This is a genomic window from Micromonospora lupini, assembly GCF_026342015.1.
GTDB classification, from domain to species: domain Bacteria; phylum Actinomycetota; class Actinomycetes; order Mycobacteriales; family Micromonosporaceae; genus Micromonospora; species Micromonospora lupini_B.
On record NZ_JAPENL010000002.1, the window covers coordinates 479,865 to 503,100 of the forward strand.

Here is a 23,236-nt window from a genome sequence, read left to right on the forward strand (position 1 = left end):
GTGGGCGGCCGCGGGCCGCTCTGAGGCACCCCGGTGGGCGGCGGCGGGCCGCTCTGCGGCGTCCCGGTGGGCAGCGGGCGCCGGCCGGGCCGACCGGCGGCGCGGGAGCGTGGCGGCCCGGTCAGGGCCCCCGGACAGACGAAACCGCCTGCCGTCGTCGTGGTGACGGCGGCAGGCGGCTTCGGTGACTCACACCTCGTGGGTGGCGACGATCTCGCGCCGCTCCGCGAAGTGGCAGGCACTCGGGTGGTCCGTGTCGCGCCGGATCTCCAGCAGCGGGACCTGCTCGGCGCAGACTTCCTGCGCCTTCCAGCAGCGGGTCCGGAACCGGCAGCCCGAGGGCGGGCTGATCGGCGACGGCACGTCACCCGTGAGCCGGATGATCGTCTTGTTGTTCCGCTGGGTCGGGTCCGGCACCGGCACCGCCGACAACAGCGCCTGGGTGTACGGGTGGGTCGGCCGCTCGTAGATCTCGTCCTCGGTGCCGATCTCAACGATCTTGCCGAGGTACATCACCGCCACGCGGTCCGACAGGTGGCGGACCACCGACAGGTCGTGGGCGATGAAGATGTACGAGAGCCCCAGCTCGGTCTGCAGCTTCTCCAGCAGGTTCATCACCTGCGCCTGAATGGAGACGTCAAGCGCCGAGACGGGCTCGTCGCAGACGATCACCTCGGGCCGCAGCGCGAGCGCGCGGGCGATGCCGATGCGCTGACGCTGACCGCCGGAGAACTGGTGCGGGTACCTGTTGATGTGCTCCGGGTTGAGCCCGACCAGGTCGAGCAGCTCGCGGACCTTGGCCCGACGGCTGCCCCGGGGCGCCACCTCCGGGTGGATCTCGAAGGGCTCCCCGATCAGGTCACCGACGGTCATCCGCGGGTTGAGCGAGGTGTACGGGTCCTGCATCACCAGCTGGATCTGTCGACGCAGTCGACGCAGCGCCCCACCGGAGAGCTTGGAGATGTCCTGGCCCTTGTAGACCACGCTGCCGGCGGTCGGCTTCTCCAGGTTCATCAGAACCCGGGCGAGGGTCGACTTGCCGCAGCCGGACTCGCCGACGACACCGAGCGTCTCGCCGGCCCGCAGACCGAACGAGACCCCGTCGACGGCCTTGACCTGACCGACGGTCTTCTTGAACACCACGCCCTGGGTGACGGGGTAGTGCTTGACCAGGTCATTGACCTCGAGGATGTTCTCAGACACGGTTCACCAGCTCCTCGGCGAAGTGGCAGGCGCTGGCCCGGGCAGGGCCCACCTGGAGCAGCGGGGGAACCTTCTCCCGGCACACCGGCTGAGCCATGGGGCAGCGCGGGTTGAACGGGCAGCCCGGCGGAATGTTCATCAGGTTCGGCGGGAGGCCCTTGATCGTCCGGAGCTGCTGCCCCTTCTCGTCCAGACGCGGGATCGAGTCGATCAGGCCCAGCGTGTACGGGTGCGCCGGCTTGGCGTACAGGTCGTACACGTCGGCTTCCTCGACGATCCGGCCCGCGTACATGACGGCGATCCGATCGGCGACGTCGGCGACCACACCGAGGTCGTGGGTGATCAGGATCATGCCCATCTGCCGCTCACGCTGCAGCTCCGCGAGCAGGTCCATGATCTGGGCCTGCACGGTCACGTCGAGCGCGGTGGTCGGCTCGTCAGCGATCAGCACCTCGGGGTCGAGCGCCAGCGACATCGCGATCATCGCGCGCTGCCGCATACCGCCGGAGAACTGGTGCGGATAGTTGTTGTACCGGCCCTTGGCGTTGGGGATCTTGACCTGGTCGAGCATCTCGATCGCGCGCTTCTTGGCCTCCGCGCGACCCAGGCCCCGCCGAACCCGGAACTGCTCGGCGATCTGGAACCCGACGGTGAAGACCGGGTTCAGGGCGGACAGCGCGTCCTGGAAGATCATCGCGATGCCCTCACCGCGGATGCGGCGGCGCTCCTCGGCGGACATGCGCAGCATGTCCTTTCCGTGGAAGCGGACCTGCCCACCGGTGACGAAGCCCGGGGGCGTGTCGAGGATGCCCATGATCGTCTGCGCCGTGACGCTCTTACCGGAGCCGGACTCGCCGAGCACGGCGAGGGTCTCCCCCGCGTCGACGTGGTACGTGACCCCGTTGATGACCTTTGCGACGCCGTCCCGGGTACGGAACTCCACCCGCAGGTCGTCGACCTCGAGCAGCCGGCCGGAGGGGCGCCCGGACCCGCCGGATCCCGGCGCGGACTGCTCAGACACGAGAATGTCGGACACTGGATTTCCCCTAGCGGAGTTTCGGATCGAGGGCCTCGCGGACCGCTTCACCGAGCATCACGAAGCTCAGCACCGCGGCGACGAGGAATGCGGCAGGGAAGAACACGAGCCCCGGCGCGACCCGGATGAAATCCTTGCCCTCGCTGATCATGATGCCCCAGGACACCACCGGCGACTTCAGGCCGACACCCAGGAACGACAGGGTTGCCTCGGCGCCGATGAACGAGCCGACCATGATCGTGCCGTAGACCAGCAGTGGGGCCAGGCAGTTCGGCAGCAGGTGCTTGAGGATGATCCGGCCGCTGCCGGCACCCAGCGCACGCGCCGCCACGATGTAGTCGGCCTCCTTGGTGGAGAGCACCGAGGAGCGCATCAACCGCATCACGACCGGCCAGCTCAGCACGATCAGCGAGATGATCACCAGGCCCATGATCTCGGCCTTGCTGTTGCTGCTGCCCGAACCGTTGAACGTGGTCAGGATGACGATCGCGCCGAGCACGAACGGCACTCCGAAGAACACGTCCGCGACCCGGCTGAGAATCGTGTCGACCCAGCCACCCATGTATCCGGAGATGATGCCCATGAAGCCGCCGACCAGCAGGGTGCCGACCACGGAGAGCACGGCGACCACGATGGAGGCACGGGCGCCGTAGATGACCCGGGCGTAGACGTCCCGGCCCTGCAGGTCGTACCCGAACCACGCGTCGCCGGACGCCTTGTTGAGGCTGCGCGAGAGCGCTCCGTTGACCGGGTCGCCCGGGGCGAACAGCGACGGGAAGGCGGCCATCAACAGGAAGATGACGATGATCGTCGCCGAGATCCAGAACAGCGGCTTGCGGCGCAGGTCCCGCCAGGCGTCACCGAGCAGACCACGAGGCTTCTCGTTGCCCTGCGGCCCGGGGGTGGCGGGGGTGTCGGTCGGCTGCGCGGCAGGGGTGCTGACGATCGATGCGGTACTCGGGTCACTCATAACGGATCCTCGGGTCCAGGGCGGCGTAGAGCAGGTCGACCAGCAGGTTCATCAACAGATAGACGACCACCAACACCACCACGATGCCAACCACGGTAGCGCTCTCCTTGGTGACGATCGCGCGGTAGACCTCGCGGCCGATCCCGTTGATGCCGAAGATGCCCTCCGTGACGATCGCGCCGCCCATCAGGGCGCCGAGGTCGGTGCCGAGCAGGGTGACGACCGGAATGAGCGAGTTGCGCAGCAGGTGCACACCCACGACCCGGCGCATCGGCAGGCCCTTGGCGATGGCGGTGCGCACGTAGTCGGCGCGACGGTTCTCCGCGATGCTCGTTCGGGCCACCCGGGCTATGTACGCCACCGACGCGCTACCGAGCACGAAGCCCGGCACGATCAGCTCGGAGAACCGCATCTCGGACGAGACGGTCGGCTTGACGATGCCCCACTGCACACCCAGCAGCCACTGCAGCACGAAGCCGACGACGAACACCGGCAGCGCGAGCAGGAAGAGGGTCGAGACGAGGACGAGATTGTCCAGGAAGCCGTTGCGGCGCAGACCGGTCAGGATGCCGGCGCCGAGGCCGATCACGGCCTCGATGGCGAGCGCGACCAGGGCCAGCTTCAGGGTGTTCGGGTACGCCGTGGCGATGATGTCGCCGATGTCGCGCTGCGAGAACGTCTGGCCGAAGTCGCCCTGGAGCAGGTTCTTCATGTAGTTGCCGTACTGCACGAAGACGTTCTGGTCCAGGTGGTACTTCTCGGTCATGTACGCGACGTACTGGTCGGGGCAGCGGCGCTCGCCGCACTTGCCGGCGAACGGATCGCCGGGGACGGACCAGACGAGCCAGTAGATCAGGAAGGTCGAGCCGATGAAGACCGGCACGAGTTGGAGCAGCCGTCTCAACAGATAACGGCCCATGGGGTGGTCCTCCAGACAGGGGGCGCGTCGGACGGCCGACACGGTGGTGACAACGTGGCGAGTGGCGTGCTGTGGCACCCACTCGCGGAACGGCCCCGGGTCGGGCTCACCGGATGTGGCGAGCCCGACCCGGGGTCAGACCGTTCGGATCAGAGCTCGACCGAGGTGATGTCGAGTTCGCCGACGTTGTTCAGCTCGAGCTTCTTGATCTTCTCCGAGTGGCCGGACTGCTGGCCGTAGAAGTAGATCGGGATGCTCGGGACGTCCTGGTCGACCTTCTCGATGGCCTTGGCGAAGGCCTCGTGCGAAGCCTCGAGGCTCGGCGCGGAGCTGGCCTGCTTGGCCAGGGTGTCGACCTCGGGGTTGCTGTACAGGCCGTCGTTGGACGAGCCACCCTTGACGTAGAGCGGGTTGACCCAGTTCTCCACGTCCGGGTAGTCCTGCTGCCAGGCGGCACGGTACGGGCCGGTCATCTTGTGGGCGTTGATGTTCTGACGGAACACCGCGAAGGTCGGGATGCCCTCGGCGCGAGCGTCGATGCCGAGGTTGGTCTTGACCTGCTGCGCAACCGCGTCCATCCAGTCCTTGTGGCTGGAGTCCGAGTTGTAGTAGAAGACCATCTCGCCGGTGAAGCCGCCGGCCTCGGTCAGCAGCTGCTTGGCCGTGGTCGGGTCGAACTTGCAGGCGGTGCAGTTACCCGGCTTGGCGCCCGGGGTCAGCGGGTTCGCCCAGCTGTCGGCCGGCTTGCGGGTGCCGAAGAAGATCTTGTCCGAGATCTCCTGCCGGTTGATCGACAGCGAGACCGCACGACGCAGCTTCGGGTTCTGGAAGCGCTTGTCGTAGATCGGGAACGCGATCAGCGCGGTCGACGGCGTGACGGTGTTCAGGCCACGGTCACCGAGGTCGGTCTTCCACTTGTCGCCGGCGAGCGCCGAGGTGGGGACGACCTCCATGAAGTCCAGGTTGTTGGCGAGCAGGTCGGCGTAGGCCGCCGTCTCGTCCTGGTACAGCTTGACGTCGACGTCCTTGATCTTCATCTTGTCGCGCAGGCTGTAGTCGTCGAAACGAGTCAGCTTGATGAGGACGTTGTCCTGCCACGAGACGAACTTCACCGGGCCGTTACCGATCGGCTTCTTGCCGAACTCCTCGGGCTTCATGGTGAAGAACGCGTCCGGCAGCGGCATGAACGCGCTGTAGCCGAGCTTGGTCGGGAAGACCGCGGTCGGGGCGGCGAGGGTGACCTCGAAGGTCTGCTCGTCGATGACCTTCAGGCCGGACAGCTCCTTGGCCGTCGGCGTCGGGGCCTTCTGCGGGCCGTCCGCGCCGTCCGGGTCCTCGGTGTAGGTCTTGTCGAAGCCCGCGATGTCCGCGAAGAAGGAGCCGTTCTGCGCGCCGTTCGGCGAGTACGCGGCCCAGTTCCAGGCGTCGACGAAGTTCTTCGCCTTCACCTCGGTACCGTCGTGGAACTTGGTACCCTTCTTGATCTTGATCGTGAAGACCTTCGAGTCCTTGGTGTCGATGGACTCGGCCAGCGCGTTACGCGGGGCCCCACCGTCGTTGGGGTACTCGACCAGGCCGGTGAACAGCCAGTCGATGACCTTGCCACCGCCGGTCTCCGTGGTGTTCGACGGAACCAGCGGGTTCTCCGGCTGGACGCCGTGGATGACGATCGCGCCATCCTTGCTGGCGGCGGCGTCGCCGTCGCCGTCACCGCTCGAGCAACCGCTCGCGACAAGCGCGGCAGCCGCGCTGAGCGCGATCGCGCTCGTCGCCCGCTTCGAGACTCTCATTCCGAGGGGCCTCCTCTTTCTAACCTGGTTCCGTCGTGGGTTTCACGCACGTTTGGGGGTGACACCGCCCGACCACCCCGGGGCGGGGGTCGCCGGGACCACAGGGAAGTTTGGGGACACCCCTGATGTTCCGATCCGCCGGGCTCCCTCACCCGACGAGGCACGACCCTACGCAGGCGACACAGCCACGAACCCGCCGGGAAACAGCGGAGGTCGTGGTCGTGGGCCGTACGGAGTGCCACACACCAAGGGTGAGGTGCTGCCACTGTGACACCCACTGGCCTCTTCCGTGAAGGTGCCGTTATCAAGCCGTTAGTTGCCCGCCACGTTGCCGATACTTGAAAAATGATCACAAAACGGTCGGGGCAGGTGTCTCTGACCTGGAAGCACATGACCTGCTAGAGCGCTCGCGCCGCGCTCAGGCTCGGCTTCTGTGAGCTTTTCCGCATGACGAACGCGCGGTCCACCGCCCGTCGCGGGCTCGATTTTCTTTGCCCGTCCGGACGAGGTCACCGTCGGCTGCACGGGCACCATGGCCGGCTGGGTGGACGAGGGCGCCGCGGGCGCTTCTCTGATCATCAACTGGCGACCGCGGCCGGTACGACGACACCGGCCCCGGCGCCGCACGAGGCGGGGCCGGGGCCGGTGGTGTGGTGGGGATGGATCAGGCGGTGAAGCGGACCTTGCGACGACGCACCAGAAGCACGGCAACCGCACCCGCGGCGAGCAGCAGCAGACCGGCGGTCGCCGCCATCGCGATCGGCGAACCGGTCAGCGGCAGGGCGCCGCCGTTGCTGGCCGGCGAGGTGGACGGGGCCGGGCTGGCCGGCTGCGCCGACTCCGACGGCGTGGCCGACGGGGTGGTCGGCGACGGCGACGCGCTGGGGGTCGGCGACGCGGTGGCCGGCGGGGTCGCGGGGGTGGCCGTGAAGGTGGCCGCCGCCCGGGCGGTGACGGTGGCGCCGGTGCTGCCGCCGAGGATCAGCTTCTGCGCCTTCTTGGCGCCGGTGAACAGGAACACCCGGCCGAAGGAGACCGAGTCCTGCGCGGTGAGGGTCACGTTGACCGTGCCGGCGGCCTCGGCGGACAGCCAGAACTGCCCGCCGTTTGTGGTCGTGGTGACCGGCTTGCCCTCGGCGTCGACGGCGGTGCCGCCGGTGGCCGCGACGGTGATGGCACCCGCCGGACCCTTCACGGTGAACGGACCGGCCTTGCCGCCGACGGTAGCGGTGGCGCTGGCCGGGTCGACGGACAGCTCGGCACGCGGCTCCGGCTGGTCGGTGGCGTTGTTGACCAGGTAGTTACGAACACCCTGGATCACGGCGTACTGATCGCGGGCGAGCAGACCCTTCTCCCAGTCACCCAGCTCGATCTTGTCGCTGAAGTGCCAGACGGCGGTCTGGGTGCCGAAGTAGAGCAGCGTGTCCAGCCGCTTCTGCCCGATCTTCGCCGGCGGCGTGACACCAGCGGCGGCGAGAAGCGCTGTGGCGTCGGCGTTCGGGTAGCCGTGGGTGAGCACCCACTGGACCTTGCCGAGGTTCTGCACCTCGGACTTGTCCCAGGTGCCCTCCTCGTACGTGCCGTCGAGCTTCACGTTCGTGTGGTAGTCGATGCAGAACGCCGGCACCAGCTTGCCGTCGACCTTCAGGGCGAGCGCAGACGTGGTGCGCGTCTTGCCGTCGAGCTTCAGGGTGACCTGGCTGCCCTCGACCGCCTTGGCCACGCCGGTGGCCGGAGCAGCGGCTGCGGCACCCGCCACGCCGAGCGCCAGCGCGCCGCCGGCGACGGCCGCCAGCGCGACCCGCGCCCAGTGTCGTCCTCGTTGTCCGAACATCAAGAGTGTGTACCTCTCCCCCAGGGGTGACCCGCGACCGCGGGCACGTGTGAGCCACCGCCTCCGCGGGATGCCAACACCCACGCGCGGAAACGGGACCGGGGCAGTATGGGACGACGCTTGATCGTTTGTCAGCCCCGCCCAGCGGCATCCGTGGCATCTGCCCGAAATGCCCTGGCGGAGGAATAGATCACACGAGCCGGCGGTCCGCCGCCCAGCGGGACAACTCGTAGCGGTTGGACATCTGGAGCTTGCGCAGCACGTTCGACACGTGCGTCTCCACCGTCTTGATGGAGATGAACAGCTCCTTGGCGATCTCCTTGTACGCGTACCCCCGGGCGAGCAGGCGCAGCACCTCCCGCTCCCGGTTGGTGAGCTGGTCCAGCTCCGGGTCGGCCACCGGGGCGTCCGGGCGGGCCGCGAAGGCGTCCAGCACGAACCCGGCGAGCCGGGGGCTGAAAACGGCATCACCGTCGGCGACCCGACGGATCGCCGCGGCCAGCTCGTCCGGGGAGATGGTCTTCGTGACGTACCCCCGCGCGCCGGCCCGGATCAACCCGATCACGTCCTCCGCCGCGTCGGAGACGCTCAGCGCCAGGAACTTGACCTGCGGATGGCTGCGCCGCATCGCCTCCAGCACGGCGCGGCCACCGCCGTCGGGCATGTGCACGTCGAGCAGCACCACGTCCGGCCCGGTGGCGGCGATCCGCGTGACCGCCTCGGCCACCGTGCTCGCCTCACCCACCACCTCGACGTGGGCGCCCAGCTCGGCACGCACCCCGGCGCGGAACATCGCGTGGTCGTCCACCAGGAACACCCGCAGGCGCTCGGGGCGGCTGGTCGCCGGGTCGAGATGCTCCATCGGCTGCTCCGCCATTGTCACTTGTTCCTCTCTGCTGCGGACGAGTCCCGGGAGATCGGCAGGATCAACCGGACCTCGGTCCCCTCCCCCGGGCCGGACCGGATCTCGGCCCGTCCGCCGTGCCGCTTCATCCGTCCGATGATCGAACCGCGTACGCCGTGCCGGTGGTCCTCCACCGTATCCGGATCGAAGCCTTTCCCCCGATCCCGGACGAAGACGCTTACCTGATCGGGCTCCACCTCGGCGTAGAGCGACACGGTCTGCACGCCTGCGTGCCGGGCCGCGTTCACCAGCGCCTCCCGCGCGGCGGCGACAAGCGCCCCGACCTTCTCGTCGGTCTCCCGGTCGCCCACCACCACGGTCTCCACCGTGATCGCGAAGGTGTCCTCGACCTCGGCGGCGGCCTGCTCCAGGGCGGCGGCGAAGCGCTCGCTCGGTGACGCCGTGGGCTTGTAGAGCCAGTTGCGCAGCGAACGCTCCTGCCCGCGGGCCAACCGTTGCACAGTCTTGACGTCGGCGGCGTTGCGCTGGATCAGAGCGAGCGTGTGCAGGACCTGGTCGTGCACCATCGCGGCCAGCTCGGCCCGCTCCTGCTCGCGGATGCGTCCCTCGCGCTCCGAGCGGAGCTGGCTGTACGTCCGCCACAGCACCGGCGCGGCGACCACGCCGACCCCGGCCAACCCGACCAGCGCGAAGATCACCCCGTTGATCACCGCGTCGAAGTTCTGTGCCGGCGAGTAGACCGCCGCGACACCGATGATGCCGACCGCGACCAGCACCCCGCCGCCGATGAACCGGAGCACGAAGGCCCGCCTGTCGCTCTCCTCGACGACCGCACCGAGCCACGGGACCGGCATCGTGTCGCCCCAGCGCCGTCGCCGCTCGGGTGCCGACTGGTGCCAGATGACCCCGGCGCCGACCGCGATGATGGCCACCAGCCAGCCGGCGGTGCCCGCGGCACCGACCGAGTCGAAGACCATCACCTGGATCAGCAGGACACCGAGCCCGATCCCGACGAACGGCAGGAGCTGGGCCACGTCGCGCCGGGGTGGCACGGCGGTGTCACCGGGTCGCAGCGGCACCACCGCCCAGAAGGCCGCGTAGAGCAGGAGGCCGAGCCCGCTCAGCCCGAGCAGCACCATGAACGCGACGCGCACCCGCAGCACCGAGATGCCGAGATGGTCGGCGATACCGGCGGCGACGCCGGCGGCCATCCGGTGCTCGGGAGCGCGGTAGAGGCGCGGGGGCGGAATCACGGTGCTGATCGGAGGCTCCCTGGTCACGGTGGTGGGCTGGGCGGAAGTCGGTGAGTCCGATCGTCACACGCTGCGGCGTCCGCCGACCACGGGGACGCCCCCGACATTCCGGCCGCCCGGATCTCAGGGTGGGGTCAGGGTCGGATCCTGAGGCCGTTCGGGCGAGGCGGGCAGCAGGATCGAGGCATGACCGAGGAAGCTGCCCCGCCGCCCCGTCCCGGGTCGGCACAGCCGGGCGGTTCAGCACCGCCCGCACCTGCCCAGACACCTGCCGGCTGGACCGAGCCCACCACGTTCGGCCCGACCGTCGGCGCCGGCCCGACCGCCGGACCGACACCGGGCGCCGCCCACGAGCCGCCGAGCGCGAGCTACGCGCCCGGCGCCGGCTTCGCGGCCGGCACGGGCTACGGGCCCGGCGCGGGTACGGCCGGTGCGGGCTTCGGACCCGGCGGGGGCACGCCCGGCGGGGGCTACGGGCCCGGCGAGGGCTACGGGCCCGGCGAGGGCTACGGGCCCGGCGGGGGTACGGCCGGTGCGGGCTACGGGCCCGGCGGGGGCTTCGGACCCGGCGGGGGTACGCCCGGCGGGGGCTACGGGCCCGGCGGGGGCGCGGGTACGCCTCCGGGGCCCGGCGGGGGTGGGCCGGGGCCGTCCGTGGGGCCGCTGGGCGGCACCGGCTTCACCTCGCGGTACGGGCTGGTCCGACCGCGCGACGGCCGTTACCTGGCCGGGGTCTGCGCGGCGATCGGACGAGCCACCAACACCGACCCGGTGCTCTGGCGGGTGCTGCTCGCGGTGCTCGGGTTCTTCGGTGGCATCGGCATCCTGGTGTACGTCGCCGCCTGGCTGATCATCCCGAACGAGGGCGACACGGCATCCCCGGTGGAGTCGATGCTGGGGCGCGGCCGTTCCAGCATGTCCCCGGTGACCGTGATCGTGCTGGGCATCCTGGTGGCGGCCAGCTTCGGCTACATCGTCACCGACGCCTTCCGCGCGGTGCTGCTCGGCGCGGCCATCCTGATCGGCGGCGCGTTGCTGCTCAACCGGGACAGCCGGGGGCCGCAGCCCGGCGCCCCGGGTGGACCGGTCCCGCCCACCCCGGCGGGTACGCCGCCCGGGCCCGTCCCGCCGGTCGCCTGGCCCGCTCCGACGCAGGGCGCGGTGCCGCCCGGCGGTCCGCTGGCGACCGCGCCGTTGGCGGGTGGCGCTCCGGTGTACGCCGCGGCGCCGGCCGAGCCGCCGAGCGCACCCACGCTCGTGCACGGCACGCAGCCGGCCACCGCCACGCAGCCGTTCGTCAGCGTGCAGCCGGTGTCCGGGGCGGCGCCGGTGTCGGGGCAGCCGGCCGGCGCCACGACGGGGCCGCAGGAGGCCACCTGGCCGCAGCCCGAGCAGGGCTGGACGGGCAGCGGCACGGCCACCGAGGGCATGTCCACCGCCGGCTGGCCGTCGGCGCCGGTGACCGCGGTGCCCGCAGCTTCGTCCGGTTACCCGGTCGCGGCGACGCCTGGCGGGTACCGCCAGCCGTTCGCGCCACACGGCCCGTACGCCGCGCCGGCCCCGGCCGCGTTGCCGCCACCCAAACCACCGAAGCCGCCGAAGCGGCCCCGGGAGCGTTCGCCGCTCGGCGCGGTGACCTTCTCGCTGATCTTCCTGGCCCTCGGCGTGGTCGCCCTGCTCGACCTGCTGGACGTCTTCGCCGTCAGCGCCTCGGCGTACTTCGCCGCCGCGCTGGCCACGATCGGGCTGGGGCTACTGGTCGGCACCTGGTTCGGTCGGGCCCGCTGGCTGATCGCACTCGGCCTGGTGACCGGCGCGGCTCTGGGAACCGCGACGGTAGCCGAGTCCTACGACCGCATCCGCGGCGTGGACGGGGCGGTCACCTGGGCGCCCACCGACTATCGCGACCTCGCCGACAGGTACGAGAACAGCTTCGGCGACGCAGTGCTCGACCTGCGGGGCATCGACTTCACGAAGAAGGACAGCCAGGTGACCGTCGCGATCAACTTCGGTCAGGCGACAGTTGTCGTACCGCCCAACGTGGACGTCACCACAGTGGCCGACGTCAACGCCGGCGACGCCACAGTCTTCGGCAACCGTTCCGGCGGGTTCGACGGCAGCCCGCGGGAGTCCACCGACCTGGGCGCGGACGGTCCCGGCGGCGGGAAGCTGCGCCTGTACATCCACGTCAATGCCGGCAACCTGGAGGTGACCCGGTGAAGGCTCACCGCACGGACCTGCTCTCGTTCGCCTTCGGGCTGGTGTTCCTGGCGCTGTCGGCCTGGTGGCTGCTCGCCCAGATTCTCGGGCTCGCGCTGCCTCCGGTCGGCTGGTTCCTGGCCGGCGCGCTGATCCTGATCGGGGTCTTCGGTCTGGTCGGCGCGTTGCGCTCCGGCCGATCCGGCCGCCCGGAGCCGAAGGACGTCGCCGACCCGGCCGCCACAGTGGCCCAACAGCCCGGCATGCCGACCTCGGCGTCCGGGCCGGTCACGGCCACCGCGGAGTACGGCGTGCCGACCTCCGGGGCACCCACCCCGACCTCCGGCGCGGGCCTTCCGACGTGGACCGCCGAACACTCCACCTGGGACGCTCCCCTCCCGGGACCGATGCCAGCGGCGCCGACCGTGGCCATGCGAGCACCGGAGACGCCGACCGCCGAGCTGCGTGTGCCGGAGGCGGCGACAGCCGAACTGCGGGCACCGGAGGCCCCGACCGAGGCCATCCACCCGGCCTGGCTGGCCCACGCCGCGTCGGAGCCGGAGACGTCGCCGGTCTCCGGCCCGACCGACGACGACGCGGACGAGCCGACCCGGCCCGGCCACCCGAGCACGGCGATCGGCGACGATCCGGCCGACGAGCAGGAGGGCCGACGGCGGGAATCCTGACCCGCCTGCCTGCCCGTGACGGCCCGCACCACCGCCACGGCGGTGCGGCCGGCGCGGGCAGGCGCATATGCTGACCGGTGGAGATCTCGCCTCCGCCGGCCGGCCCGTCCCGCCGTGGCGGCCCCGCCGCGATTCCCGTCTCTACCCCGTCAGGAGCCCGCCCGACATGACGCAGTCCCCCGCCGTGCGTACCACCGGCCGGTCCGGTCCGGTCCGCATCGGCGAGCGAGCCGCCCGTACCCTCGTCACCGAGCTGGCCCGGATGAACGACCCGAAGACCGCCCTGCTGGTCGGCGCGAGCCCGGAGTCCGCGGTCCTGGCCGCGGCGATCGAGGCGTTGCTCCCCGGTGACCAGCTCACCGTGGTGCCTGGCGACTCGTCCGGCGCCGCCGTGCTCCGCGAGCACGTCACCGCCCAGGGCCGGTGGGTCTCCGACCGGGTACGCGTGGTCGACTCGCTCGCTGACGCCGAGGCCGCCGCCGTGGTCATCGCCGGCGAGGCGTTCACCGGCACCGCCGAGGAGACCCGGAGCGGCGTCGACGGATTGTCCAAGTACCTGACCGACGGCGGGGTGCTGAGCGTGGCGACCACCGCCACGCCCGGCCGGACGACAGGCGCGGCCACGGAGCTGGCCCGGCAGGACGCCCTCTACGGCGTCGGCGGGGACCTGGTGCTGCGCAACACGCCGCCGGTGCGGGTCTACCGGCTGCGGTTCACTCCGGCCAGCCCGGCCTCGGCCGACCGGCTGGCTCCGGCGTACCGGCCGTCGAGCGTGCCGCTGACCAGGGGAATGCACATCGACTCCAACGGGGTGGCCGCGGCGGGCATCACGCTGGGTCTGGCGGCGCTGGCCCGGGTGGCGCGTCCGTCGTCCAAGCTTTGGCTGCTGCCGGCGTTGGCCGCCGCGCCGGTCGCCGCGTTCTTCCGGGACCCCCAGCGGGACGTGCCGGAGGACCCGAACGCCGTGGTGGCCAGCGCGGACGGGAAGGTCCTGTCGGTGCAGCGCCTGCACGACGAGCGTTTCGGCGACGGCGAGTGGCTGCGCGTCGCGGTCTTCCTCTCCGTGCTGGACGTGCACGTCAACCGGTCTCCGGTCGCCGGCAAGGTGGTGGACTACTTCGTCGCCGACGGCGGCTTCGTCAACGCGATGAAGCCGGACGCCGAGCACAACGTCGCCGCGTACACAGTCCTGGACACCAGCCGTGGCACGGTGGTGGTCGCACAGCGGACCGGCCTGATCGCCCGCCGCATCGTGCAGCGCGCGCCGATCGGCGCGCTGCTGGCCAAGGGGGAGCGCTTCGGGCTCATCCGATTCGGCTCGCGGACCGACGTCTACCTGCCGGCCGAGGCGGCGGACCCGCTGGTGGGACCGGGCGACAAGGTGATCGGCGGCTCCACGGTCATCGCCCGCTGGCGCTGACATCCAGACGCGAAAACGGGGCGCCGCTGTCCGCGGCGCCCCGTTTCGTGTGTCGGATCAGGCGGTACGACGCTGGCGCAGCCAGAGCACCGGCCCGCTGACCAGGTAGCCCACCACGATCAGCGCGAACGTGAGCCGGATGTCGACGAGCGCGCCGATCACCGGGGCCAGCCAGAGCCACGGCGGCAGCTTCACCAGGCGGGCGAGCTTGGCGTACGGGAAGCTGGACACCATCGCGAAGGCGAGCAGCGCCACCCCGGCGACAAGCACCAGGCCGGGCACCGGCAGGCCGATCGCCACTGTCACGGCGAGCACGGCCGCGGCCATGGTGGTGGGGACGCCGCAGAAGAAGCGGCCGTCCTTCGGCGAGACGTTGAAGCGGGCCAGCCGGATCGCCGCACACGCCGCGACCAGGAAGCAGGCCACCGCGGCCGCAGCCGTCGACACCGAGCCGGCGAGCGAGGCGTAGACCACGACGGGCGCGGCGAGGCCGAACGAGCACATGTCGGCCAACGAGTCCATCTGAGCGCCGAACGGGCTGGCCACGCCGAGCCGGCGAGCCAACGCGCCGTCGAGGCCGTCGAAGGCGACGCAGGCGATCAGGCAGAGAGCGGCGATGCGCACCTCGCCCTGCATGGCGAGGAAGATGGCCAGCATGCCGAGCATGAGGCTGGCCAGGGTGCAGGCGTTGACCACGCCGAACTTCATCCGGCGGGCCATCGTGCGCTCACCGGGGAGCAGGGGGATCGACCCGGCGGTGGCTTCGTCGGCGTACGCCATCGGCGGCAGTGCCGGGCTGACCGGCATGACCGCCTCGATCTCGGCCCGGCTGACGCCGAGCGACGGACGGCCGAGCCGGTCCAGGCCGTAACGGCGGCGCTGGCGGTCGGCGTACCGGTGCTCGGGAAGTGTCACGTCGGTGGTCCGCAGGTCGCCGTCACGGCGACCCACCCGGACCAGTAGCACCTGGCGGGCGAACGTGCTGCTGCGGCGCAACGGGCCCGCCCAGCGACGCCCTGCGGGGCGCGGACTGTCAGTCGTACGACGCCGGCGCCATGGGGCTCTCGGCACGTTTCCTCCATCACCGGATCGGCTTGCCGCCGTTTGGGGGCGGGTGTCCGGCTGTCTCGTGCCGGACCTTGCGTGGCCCGGCAGCCGTTTTGCGGAGTACACCATCGCATAGGGGAACGTGGCTTGGCGATAGCTGCCGGCGGTACTTATATCTGGTGCAAACCGCGCGAACCGCCTTGTTATTCCCATCCCGGGCTTGATCGCCCGTTTCCTCCACCATTCCCGTCTCTGACTGTACCGGAGGGTCACCATCTCGGCTCGTCGAGCCGGGTGCTATCGACCCAGCTGTCCGATTGCCGAGGCAGCGATGCCGGTCAGCGGCAGGTCAGCGGTCTCGGCGATGGTGAACCAGCCCGCCCGTGCGGTCGAGCCACCGGCGACCTCGGTCACCACCGCGTCAGTGGGTACGTCCACAAGCACCCGATAGATCACCCGTACACCGTGCCAGTCCAACGGACGGCCCTCCGGGCCGAGCGCGGCCGGGTTGTGCAGGTTGTCCACGCCGAGCAGTTCCACGACCCGGCCCACCTGACCACCCTCCTCGACCAGCTCGCGAAGCAGCCCGGTGGTCGGCTGCTCGCCGTGATCGGTGCCACCGCCGGGCAGGTGCCACGTGCCGGCCCCGGGGTAGCCGTCCGCGATCTGGGTGAGCAGGATCCGCCCGGCCGGGTCGGTGACCAACCCGTACGCCCCGAAGCGCAACCGGCGATCCGGATGCGACGGCGGAAGTGGCTCGGCGGACGACTGTGCGCCGGTCGGCAGCGGGGTGACAGGCAGTCCGAGCAGCTCGGCGCTGAACGGCGTCAGCGGCAGCCCGGCCGCCTCCTCGGGGCTGACCCAGCGCGTCTCGACCGCGCCGCCCGCAGCTCCGCGCAGAGCACCGACCGCACCGTCGTGGACGGCCAGCTCGAACAGCAACCGGTCGGTGTGCAACGACACGTCGTCCGCGAGGGTGGACACGTCGGCGACGACGGCCCGCAGGCGGCCCACCGCCACGGTCAGTCCGGTCAGCCCGGCGACCACGCGGACGACGGCGTGCTCCGGATGCTCGGCGTGCGCGACCACGCCCCCGGGCAGAGACCAGACCTCAGAACCCCGATCGCGAACGACAAACACCAGCCCGGTGGCCCACAGAGCACCGTAAGCCGCAACCCGCCGCACCAGCACCATCCCCGCCCCGCTCCCCCGCGCACCCACCCAAGCCAGTGATCACGAAGCTATCGCCGCCCATGCTGGCGCGTCCCGACAATAACGTCATGCTCAAGCCCAGCGGGGCGGGCGAGGACCGGCCCGGCGCCGGCGAGGTGATCAAGAGGTTTGCGTCAGGATCACGGCTTCCGGTGACCCAAACCTCTTGATCACCCGAGTGGGGGCGGGGGGCGGGGCCCGGAGGGCCCGGGGGGGTGGGGTTAGGTTAGTTGGGCTGCTTGGACTGCTTCTGCGGTTACCTCGGTCAGGCGGTCCGTGCCGAGGGCGCCCAGTTCCTCGCGGGCGAACCAGCGGGCCTCGCAGGTGGAGCCGCCGACGTCGGTGATCGTGGGCGCGTTCGGCTCGTCGACCACGACCCGGTAGAAGGCGCGTACGCCGTGCCAGTCGATCGGGTAGCCCTCCGGGCCGAGCGAGGCGGCGTCGCGGTGGCTCGCCACGCCCAGCAGCTCGACGAGGCGGCCGGACTGGCCGGTCTCCTCGACCAGTTCCCGGATGAGTGCCGCGCCGGGCTGCTCGCCGTAGTCGGTGCCGCCGCCGGGCAGGTGCCAGCAGCCGGCCCCCGGGTAGCCGTCGGAGATGCGGGTGAGCAGGACCCGACCGGCCGGGTCGGTGCACACGGCGTACGCGGCGAAGCGCTGCGCCCGGTGCAGCCCGTCGGGGCCGGGCACCGCGTAGAAGGAGGGGAACTCGGGCACCTCGTCGGGCACCACGTCGGCCGAGGAGGCGGGCAGGCCGAGGGCGCGGGCCGTGAACGAGCGCAGCGGCAACTCGCGGGCCTCGTCGAGCGTGTACCACCGGGCGAGGTCGGTGGGGCGTTCGCCGACCCGGTCGGCGAGGGTGCCGCCACGCACCGCCACCCGGTAGATCAGCCGGTCGGTGTGGATGGTGATGCCGCGCTCGGGCAGCGCCCGCATGTCGGCGAGCACGTCGGCCAGGCCGGAGACGGCGACCGAGAGGCCGGTCTCGGCGGCGGTCTCGCGGACGACCGTGTGGTTCGGGTCCTCGCCGTGGTCGACCGCCCCGCCGGGCAGCGACCAGGTGCCGGGGGTGCCGGAGCGCTCCGATGCGCGGACCAGCAACACTCGGCCGTCTGAATCAGCACAAACTGCGTATGCCGCGATCCTGCGAAGCGGCTCCAGCAAGGTGGTCACGGGACCAAATTCTCCCCGGGCCTGGTTACCGGAACGGAAAAGAGTCGGATTCCTGACTCTTTGCTACCCGCTCAGGGATCGGTCAGGGTAAGGATCCGGGCGGTCACCGAGGGCGGGCCGGGCACCGGCGCGGACCGTGGAGACATGACATCCACCGCCGCTCCCCACGCCCCGTACAAGCAGCTCCGGCGACCCACCACCGACCGCATGGTGGCGGGGGTCGCCAGCGGCCTCGGCCGCTACTTCAACGTCGACCCCACACTGGTCCGCGTGGCCTTCGCGGTCACCGGCCTGCTCACCGGCGGGCTCGCGCTGTTCGCGTACCCCATCATGTGGTTCCTGATGCCGGAGGAGCCCACCGGCGCGCCCGCCTGGCCGCACGCGGCGGGCGTCGCGCCGCAGACCACCGCCGGGCCCGCGCCCGGCGGGCCACAGCCGGGGTACGCGCCGACGCCGCCCTATCCGCCGACGACCCCGCCGCACACGCCGCCGGCCGCGTGAGCCGCTGTCACTCCCACTCGATGGTGCCCGGCGGCTTGCTGGTCACGTCAAGCACCACCCGGTTGACCTCGGCGACCTCGTTGGTGATCCGGGTGGAGATCCGGGCCACCACGTCGTAGGGCAGCCGTGACCAGTCGGCGGTCATCGCGTCCTCGCTGGAGACCGGGCGCAGCACCACGGGATGCCCGTAGCTGCGCCCGTCACCCTGCACGCCGACGCTGCGCACGTCGGCGAGCAGCACCACGGGGAACTGCCAGACACCCCGATCGAGCCCGGCGGCGGTCAGCTCCTCCCGGGCGATCAGGTCGGCCTGGCGCAGCAGGTCGAGCCGCTCACGGTCGACCGCGCCGATGATCCGGATGGCCAGGCCGGGGCCGGGGAACGGGTGCCGCCAGACCATCGCCTCGGGCAGGCCCAGCTGGAGGCCGAGCGCCCGGACCTCGTCCTTGAAGAGGGTGCGCAGCGGCTCGACCAGGGCGAACTTCAGGTCCTCCGGCAGGCCGCCGACGTTGTGGTGGCTCTTGATGTTGGCGGTGCCGGTGCCGCCGCCGGACTCGACGACATCCGGGTAGAGGGTGCCCTGGACGAGGAACTCCACGTCGCCGCGCGAGGCGATCTCGCGGGCGGCGGCCTCGAAGACCCGGATGAACTCCCGGCCGATGATCTTGCGCTTCTGCTCCGGGTCGGTCACCCCGGCCAGCGCGCCGAGGAACCGGTCAGCGGCGTCGACCACCTTCAGCTTGATGCCGGTGGCCGCCACGTAGTCCTTCTCGACCTGCTCGGCCTCGCCCGCGCGCAGCAGGCCGTGGTCGACGAACACGCAGGTGAGCTGGTCACCTACCGCCCGGTGCACGAGCGCGGCGGCAACCGCCGAGTCCACCCCGCCGGAGAGGCCGCAGATGACCTCCTTGTCGCCGACCTGGGCGCGGATCCGGGCGACCTGCTCGTCGATGATGTTCTCGGGCGTCCAGGTCGGCTCGATGCCTGCGATGCCGTACAGGAAGCGGGTGAGCATCTCCTGGCCGTGCGCGGTGTGCCCGACCTCCGGGTGGAACTGCACGCCGGCCCGCCGTCCGGCCACGTCCTCGAAGGCCGCCACCGGTGCGCCCGCCGACTCGGCGGTCACCGTGAAGCCCTCGGGAGCCTCGGTGACGCAGTCGCCGTGGCTCATCCAGACCGGCAGGTCCGCCGGCAGGTCGCGCAGCAGCACACCCGGGTCGAGGAGGCGGGGACGCAGCGGCGTGCCGCCGTACTCGCGGCTGCCCGTGTGCGCGACGGTGCCGCCGAGCGCCTGGGCCATCGCCTGGAAGCCGTAGCAGATGCCGAAGACCGGCACGTCGGCGGTGAAGACGCCGGCGTCGATCTGCGGGGCGTCCGGCGCGTACACGCTTGCGGGACCGCCGGAGAGGATGATCGCGGCCGGGTTCTTCGCCAGCATCTCGGCGACCGGCATCGAGTGCGGCACGATCTCGGAGTAGACCTTCGCCTCGCGGACCCGGCGCGCGATGAGCTGGGCGTACTGGGCTCCGAAGTCCACCACGAGGACGGGGCGAGGCAGGCTCATGTGCGCAAAGCCTACCGACAGTCACGGCCGCGCCGGGCGCGGGCCGGCCCTCCGGCGTGCCGCGGCGGCGCCTCCGGGCGCGACGGCCGGCCGGGAGGGGCCCTAGCATCGACGCGGGGCGATGACGACCGGGCGGAGGACGGGTGTGACCGAGGTGACCGTACGACCCTTCCGAGACACCGACGCCGAGCCGCTGGCGGTGCTCGTCACCAGGTGCCTGCGGGAGGTCAACAGCCGCGACTACCCGGCCGACCTGATCGAGCGGATGTGCGCGCACTTCGACGCCGCCCGCTTCCGCGAACTCGCCACCGTCCGGGAGGTGTACGTCGCGGAGCAGGAAGGGCGGGTGGTCGGCACCGTCTCCCGGGACGGCAACAAGGTCTACACGATGTTCGTCGACCCGGACTGCGCCGGCCGGGGTGTCGGCCGCCTGCTCATGCGCCACATCGAGGGGTTGGCCACCGCCGACGGCCACGACCACATGGAGACCGGCGCCAGCATCACGGGGCACGGCTTCTACCACCGGTTGGGCTACCACGACGTCCGGATCAGTGAGACCGACTTCGGGATCAACCACATCCTCCGCAAGCCGCTGAGCTAGGGCCGCAGCGCGCCCGGGGCGTCCGCCGGCACCGCCGGGTGCCTCGGGGGTACGGGTGCCAGGCGACGGTACGGGGAACCGAGCGGCGGGCGGGGGTCGGCCTCACCCCGGTTGGGCCAGAGGGACATCGCCCGTTCCGCCTGTGCGGTGATCGTCAACGACGGGTTCACGCCCAGGTTCGCCGACACCGCCGCGCCGTCGACCACGTGCAGCCCCGGGTGGCCGTACACCCGGTGCCAGGGGTCGATGACCCCGTCGGCGTCGGTGGCGCCGATCACCGCCCCGCCCAGGATGTGCGCGGTGATCGGGATGTCGAACGGTTCGGTGAGCGAGCCGCCAGGCGTACCGCCGATCTCCTCGGCGAGCAGCCGCGTGGCGGTGTTGCCGGCCGGAATCCAGGTCGGGCTCGGCGTGCCGTGGCCCGGCCCGGTGACCAGCCGACGGCCGAACGCGCCACGTCGCCAGCGGGTGGTCAGCGAGTTGTCCACCGACTGCATCACCAGGGCGATGACGGTCCGCTCCGACCAGCCGCGCACGGACAGCATCCGGGCGGCCAGCCCCGGCTGTCGCACGATGCTGCCCAGCCAGCGCCGGACGCGGTGCGGACCGCCGTCGACGAGCAACGACTGGAGCAGCCCCATGGCGTTGGAGCCGCGCCCGTAGCGGACCGGTTCGATGTGGGTCTGCGGGTCGGGGTGGAACGAGCTGGTGATCGCCACCCCCTCGGTGAAGTCCAGCCGCTCGGACCGTGCCCGCCGGCGGTCCACCGACGCGCCCAGGATCGCCTCCGAGTTGGTCCGGGTCAGCTCGCCGAGGCGGGGTGAGAGCCGCGGCAGGGTGCCGTCGGTCTTCATGCCGTGCAGCAGCCGTTGGGTGCCGAGCGCGCCGGCGGCGAAGACCACCTGGTCGGCGCGGATCACCTGCCGTCGCCTGCGCAGCCAGGCGCCGGTGCGCTCGGTGTGCACCTCGTACCCGCCGTCGGCGGCTGGGCGGACGGCCGTCACAGTGGTCAGCGGGTGCACTGTGACGCCCAGCCGCTCGGCGAGCCACAGGTAGTTCTTGACAAGCGTGTTCTTGGCCCCGTGCCGGCAGCCGGTCATGCACGAGCCGCAGTGCAGGCAGCCGGTGCGTTCCGGGCCCACGCCACCGAAGTACGGGTCGGCGACGCGCTGGCCGGGGCGGCCGATGTGCACGCCGACGGGGGTGGCGTGGAAGGTGTGGCCGACCCCCATCCGGTCGGCCACCGCCCGCATGGCGCGGTCCGCGCCGGTGTCCATCGGGTACGTGGTGACGCCGAGCATCCGCTTCGCCTGGTCGAAGTGGCGGGCCAACTCGTCGTGCCAGTCGGTGATGTCGCGCCACTGCGGGTCGGTGTAGAACGCCGGCAGCGGCTCGTAGAGGGTGTTCGCGTAGACGAGCGAGCCACCGCCCACCCCGGCTCCGGAGAGGACGAGCACGCCGCCGCCGGATCGCCTGTCGGCGGGGCGGAGCACTGTGAGCCGCTGGATGCCGTAGCAGCCCAGTTTCGGCGCCCACAGGAACCGGCGGGCCCGCCAGGACGTCTGCGGGAACTCGTCGTCGGCGAAACGGCGGCCGGCCTCCAGGACGCCTACCGAGTATCCCTTCTCGGCCAGGCGCAGCGCGGTGACGCTGCCGCCGAAGCCGGACCCGATGACGACCACGTCGTACCGCATGGACGCATCATTACTCGTGAGTAGCGCTCGCGCCAGCGGCAGTTTTCGCGCGATCATGCACCGGCCGTCCGACCCGGCGCCTCCCGGCCGCAACCTGGGGCACCCGTCGGAGCGTTGTGCCGAATACGGGTGGAAGGAAACCACGATGATCCTGGGGTCGATGGAGCCGCGTCGGCGGTGGCTGGTGCTCGGGCTGGCCGCCCTCGCCGTCGTCGCGCTGATCGCGGGCGGCGCGGTGGTGATCACCCGGCTGACCGGGAGCGACTCGCCCGCCGGCACTCCGGTGGCCGGCTCGCCGAGCCCGTCGCCTGTCGACACGCCCACTCCCAGCCCGAGCGGCCCGCCGCCGGGCGCGAACATCACCGGCCCGCTGACCCTGCTGCTTGTCGGTGTGGACACCCGGGTCAGCGTGCCCGGCTGGGAGCCGCACTCCGACGCCGTGCTGGTGCTCCACGTCCCGAAGGGACTGGGCCGGGCGTACCTCTTCTCGCTCCCCCGCGACCTGCTGGTGGACATTCCGGCGTTTCCGAAGTCCGGCTACAAGGGCGGCCGGACCAAGCTCACCCACTCGATGAGCTTCGGCAGCCGGGTGCCCGGCAAACCCAAGCAGCCGAGCACCGCCCAGGGGTACGAGCTGCTGCGCAGCACGGTGAGCGGTTACACCGGACTGCGGATCGACGCCGGGGCGGTGCTCACCTTCAACGGGTTCGACCGGCTGGTGAACGCCCTCGGCGGCGTGGACATCTACGTCGACCAGCGGGTCGCTTCCCTGCACCGCAAGCCGGACGGCAAGTACCGGGACAGCGCCCCCGGCGGGTACACCGGGCCGCAGCAGGTCTACGAGAAGGGCAACCGGCACCTCAACGGGTGGCAGGCGCTCGACTACGCGCGGCAGCGCTACATCACCGGCGGCGACTACGCCCGGCAACGCCACCAGCAGCAACTCGTCCGAGCCCTGACCCGCAAGATCCTCGATGAGGGCCTGGCCCGGCAGCCGGAGCGCGTCGACCAGGTCGTCGCGGCGCTTGGCGACACCCTGATCTACGTGGGCGGCAACCGGATCGTCGACCTGGCGTACGCGCTCAGCGGGGTGCCTGAGGACAAGTTCGTGCTTGTCGGCCTGCCCGGCTCGGGTGTCGGCAAGGGCAGCGCCTACCAGGGCGAACAACTCACCAGCGAGGGCCGGAGGTTCATCACCGAACTGCGGGCCGGCCGCGCCGACGCGTACCTCGCGGCCCACCCCAAGCTGGTCGTCAAGACCTGACCCCCG

General features: G+C 71.4%; 18 protein-coding genes and 1 pseudogene. 6 read left to right on the forward strand and 13 right to left on the reverse strand.

Going from position 1 to position 23,236, the window contains the following annotated elements; genetic code table 11:
• Positions 1-189 precede the first annotated feature (189 nt).
• The 8 genes from OOJ91_RS17040 to OOJ91_RS17075 all read right to left on the reverse strand — a co-directional run bounded on the left by OOJ91_RS17040 (position 190) and on the right by OOJ91_RS17075 (position 9,897).
• Positions 190-1,203 carry an ABC transporter ATP-binding protein gene (locus OOJ91_RS17040; RefSeq protein ID WP_266246110.1) on the reverse strand — a complete coding sequence of 338 codons (1,014 nt, stop codon included), beginning with the start codon at positions 1,201-1,203 and terminating at the stop codon, positions 190-192.
• A complete protein-coding gene (locus OOJ91_RS17045) occupies positions 1,196-2,224 on the reverse strand; it encodes an ABC transporter ATP-binding protein (RefSeq protein ID WP_039909015.1) in 1,029 nt (342 codons plus the stop codon). The genes OOJ91_RS17040 and OOJ91_RS17045 overlap by 8 nt, the downstream gene beginning before the upstream one ends.
• Before the next feature lie 25 nt (positions 2,225-2,249).
• Positions 2,250-3,209 (reverse strand): ABC transporter permease, encoded by a 960-nt coding sequence (locus OOJ91_RS17050; RefSeq protein ID WP_266246112.1) that lies wholly within the window; start codon positions 3,207-3,209, stop codon positions 2,250-2,252.
• The gene (locus tag OOJ91_RS17055; protein ID WP_007465043.1) at positions 3,202-4,128 is read right to left on the reverse strand and encodes an ABC transporter permease; all 927 of its coding nucleotides are present in this window, start codon (positions 4,126-4,128) and stop codon (positions 3,202-3,204) included. Before OOJ91_RS17055 ends, OOJ91_RS17050 begins: the two co-directional genes overlap by 8 nt.
• A 149-nt stretch (positions 4,129-4,277) precedes the next feature.
• Positions 4,278-5,918, reverse strand: a complete 1,641-nt coding sequence (locus tag OOJ91_RS17060; RefSeq protein WP_266246117.1) for a peptide ABC transporter substrate-binding protein — start codon at positions 5,916-5,918, stop codon at positions 4,278-4,280.
• Between the two features lie 664 nt (positions 5,919-6,582).
• Complete coding sequence (locus OOJ91_RS17065; protein ID WP_266246120.1) at positions 6,583-7,752, reverse strand: thioester domain-containing protein; 1,170 nt, start codon at positions 7,750-7,752, stop codon at positions 6,583-6,585.
• Positions 7,753-7,942: 190 nt separating this feature from the next.
• The gene (locus OOJ91_RS17070; protein ID WP_039906898.1) at positions 7,943-8,629 is read right to left on the reverse strand and encodes a response regulator; all 687 of its coding nucleotides are present in this window, start codon (positions 8,627-8,629) and stop codon (positions 7,943-7,945) included.
• A 2-nt stretch (positions 8,630-8,631) separates the two neighbouring features.
• A complete protein-coding gene (locus OOJ91_RS17075; protein WP_266246124.1) occupies positions 8,632-9,897 on the reverse strand; it encodes an ATP-binding protein in 1,266 nt (421 codons plus the stop codon).
• A gap of 159 nt (positions 9,898-10,056) precedes the next feature.
• Between OOJ91_RS17075 and OOJ91_RS17080 the strand changes: the two genes are divergently transcribed.
• The 3 genes and pseudogenes from OOJ91_RS17080 to OOJ91_RS17090 all read left to right on the forward strand — a co-directional run bounded on the left by OOJ91_RS17080 (position 10,057) and on the right by OOJ91_RS17090 (position 14,175).
• Positions 10,057-12,090: a PspC domain-containing protein gene (locus OOJ91_RS17080; protein ID WP_266246126.1), complete on the forward strand. Its 2,034-nt coding sequence runs from the start codon at positions 10,057-10,059 to the stop codon at positions 12,088-12,090.
• A pseudogene (locus OOJ91_RS17085) lies at positions 12,087-12,356 on the forward strand (hypothetical protein); the annotation flags it as partial. The gene OOJ91_RS17080 and the pseudogene OOJ91_RS17085, both read left to right, overlap by 4 nt.
• A gap of 565 nt (positions 12,357-12,921) precedes the next feature.
• Positions 12,922-14,175 carry a phosphatidylserine decarboxylase gene (locus OOJ91_RS17090; protein ID WP_266246127.1) on the forward strand — a complete coding sequence of 418 codons (1,254 nt, stop codon included), beginning with the start codon at positions 12,922-12,924 and terminating at the stop codon, positions 14,173-14,175.
• Positions 14,176-14,232: 57 nt separating this feature from the next.
• On the opposite strand, the gene OOJ91_RS17095 is transcribed toward OOJ91_RS17090, so the two are convergent.
• The 3 genes from OOJ91_RS17095 to OOJ91_RS17105 form a co-directional block, all read right to left on the reverse strand.
• Positions 14,233-15,171: a CDP-alcohol phosphatidyltransferase family protein gene (locus tag OOJ91_RS17095; RefSeq protein WP_266249742.1), complete on the reverse strand. Its 939-nt coding sequence runs from the start codon at positions 15,169-15,171 to the stop codon at positions 14,233-14,235.
• Positions 15,172-15,519: 348 nt separating this feature from the next.
• Positions 15,520-16,416 (reverse strand): NUDIX hydrolase, encoded by an 897-nt coding sequence (locus tag OOJ91_RS17100; RefSeq protein WP_266246128.1) that lies wholly within the window; start codon positions 16,414-16,416, stop codon positions 15,520-15,522.
• Positions 16,417-16,655: 239 nt separating this feature from the next.
• Positions 16,656-17,606, reverse strand: coding sequence for an NUDIX hydrolase (locus OOJ91_RS17105; RefSeq protein ID WP_266246130.1), 951 nt, complete (start codon positions 17,604-17,606; stop codon positions 16,656-16,658).
• Positions 17,607-17,750: 144 nt separating this feature from the next.
• On the opposite strand from OOJ91_RS17105, the gene OOJ91_RS17110 reads away from it, so the two are divergent.
• Positions 17,751-18,107, forward strand: coding sequence for a PspC domain-containing protein (locus OOJ91_RS17110; RefSeq protein WP_266246132.1), 357 nt, complete (start codon positions 17,751-17,753; stop codon positions 18,105-18,107).
• 7 nt (positions 18,108-18,114) lie between these two features.
• On the opposite strand, the gene guaA is transcribed toward OOJ91_RS17110, so the two are convergent.
• On the reverse strand, positions 18,115-19,671 hold the full coding sequence (guaA, locus tag OOJ91_RS17115) for a glutamine-hydrolyzing GMP synthase (RefSeq protein WP_266246134.1): 1,557 nt from the start codon (positions 19,669-19,671) through the stop codon (positions 18,115-18,117).
• A gap of 145 nt (positions 19,672-19,816) precedes the next feature.
• Here guaA and OOJ91_RS17120 point away from each other — a divergent pair, with 145 nt between their 5' ends.
• Positions 19,817-20,272, forward strand: coding sequence for a GNAT family N-acetyltransferase (locus OOJ91_RS17120; RefSeq protein WP_266246136.1), 456 nt, complete (start codon positions 19,817-19,819; stop codon positions 20,270-20,272).
• Here OOJ91_RS17120 and OOJ91_RS17125 read toward each other — a convergent pair.
• Positions 20,269-21,966 (reverse strand): FAD-dependent oxidoreductase, encoded by a 1,698-nt coding sequence (locus OOJ91_RS17125; protein WP_266246137.1) that lies wholly within the window; start codon positions 21,964-21,966, stop codon positions 20,269-20,271. The genes OOJ91_RS17120 and OOJ91_RS17125 overlap by 4 nt on opposite strands.
• Positions 21,967-22,111: 145 nt before the next feature.
• On the opposite strand from OOJ91_RS17125, the gene OOJ91_RS17130 reads away from it, so the two are divergent.
• Entirely contained in the window at positions 22,112-23,230 is a 1,119-nt protein-coding gene (locus OOJ91_RS17130; protein WP_266246138.1) for an LCP family protein, read from the forward strand.
• The last annotated feature ends 6 nt before the right edge of the window (positions 23,231-23,236 follow it).